The 1,265-nt window shown below is 67.4% G+C and carries 2 protein-coding genes; one reads left to right on the top strand and one right to left on the bottom strand.

Features of this window, described 5'->3' with window-relative positions:
• Window positions 1-55: 55 nt before the first annotated feature.
• Entirely contained in the window at window positions 56-931 is an 876-nt protein-coding gene (gene rfbA / locus ACK4LS_RS10055; protein ID WP_409716684.1) for a glucose-1-phosphate thymidylyltransferase RfbA, read from the bottom strand.
• 84 nt (window positions 932-1,015) lie between these two features.
• Here rfbA and ACK4LS_RS10050 point away from each other — a divergent pair.
• The coding region (locus tag ACK4LS_RS10050; protein WP_409716682.1) for an NAD-dependent epimerase/dehydratase family protein at window positions 1,016-1,265 on the top strand (250 nt) is incomplete at its 3' end.

Genomic DNA, 1,265 nt, shown 5'->3' with positions numbered 1-1,265 from the left:
GGGGGGGGGGCGGGCGCCCCCCGGGGGGGCCCCCCCCCCCCCCCCCCACACCGGGTCAGCGGTCGCCGGCATGTTCCAGAGCGCTCAGCAGGTAGCGACCGTATCCGCTCTTGACCAGCGGCTCGGCGCGCTGGCGCAATTCATCGTCCGACAGGAATCCCATTCGCCACGCCACCTCCTCGGGACAGCCGATCGACAAACCCTGGCGCTTCTCGACGGTGCGGATGAACTCCGTCGCCTCGCTGAGGGAGTCGAAGGTCCCGGTGTCGAGCCAGGCCGTTCCCCGCGGAAGGAGCTCGACGCGCAAGCGCCCCCGCTCGAGATAGGTGCGATTGACGTCGGTGATCTCGAGTTCCCCGCGCGGAGACGGGGTGAGGGCACGCGCGATCTCGATCACGTCGTTGTCGTAGAAGTAGAGTCCCGGCACGGCGTAACTGCTCTTGGGGTGCTCGGGCTTCTCCTCGAGGGAAACGACTCGGCCGTCCGCATCGAACTCGACGACACCGTAGGCGGTGGGGTCCGCCACGCGATAGCCGAACACCACTCCGCCGTCGAGGTCGGTGTACTGCCGCAGGCGGGTGCCCATCCCCTGGCCGTAGAAGATGTTGTCACCGAGCACCAGCGCCACCGAGTCCGACCCGATGTGCTCTTCGCCGAGGAGGAAGGCCTGCGCGAGCCCGTCGGGAGAGGGCTGCACCTTGTACGTCAAGGAGATCCCGAAACGCGATCCGTCGCCCAGCAGACGTTGGAACTGCTCCGAATCCTGCGGGGTGGTGATGATGAGGATGTCGCGGATGCCGGCGAGGATCAACGTGGACAGCGGATAGTAGATCATCGGCTTGTCGTAGACCGGCACGAGCTGCTTCGAGATGCCCTGAGTGATGGGGTGCAGCCGGGAGCCTGTGCCGCCCGCAAGAATGATTCCGCGCATGAGCTTCATTTTCCCCCATCCGGAGGCGGGCGCCAATCCACTCCCCCTCCGAGCGACGCGGCGAGCCCCGCTAACCTGGAGCGCATGAGTCGACTCCTCGTGACCGGTGGCGCCGGTTTCATCGGTTCCAATTTCGTGCACCACGTCATCGCGCACACCGATCACACCGTGACGGTGCTGGACAAGCTGACCTACGCCGGCAACCGGGCCTCCCTCGCGGGCCTGCCCGAGGACCGGGTGCGTCTGGTGGTGGGCGACATCGCCGACCCCACGATCGTGGACACCCTCGTCGCCGACGCCGACGCGGTGGTGCACTACGCCGCCGAGTCCCACA

The sequence above is a fragment of the Microbacterium sp. genome, assembly GCF_046295495.1.
Lineage (GTDB): Bacteria > Actinomycetota > Actinomycetes > Actinomycetales > Microbacteriaceae > Microbacterium.
The sequence above is the reverse complement of the archived record's forward strand: the minus strand, read 5'-3'. Positions and strand labels throughout refer to the sequence as shown.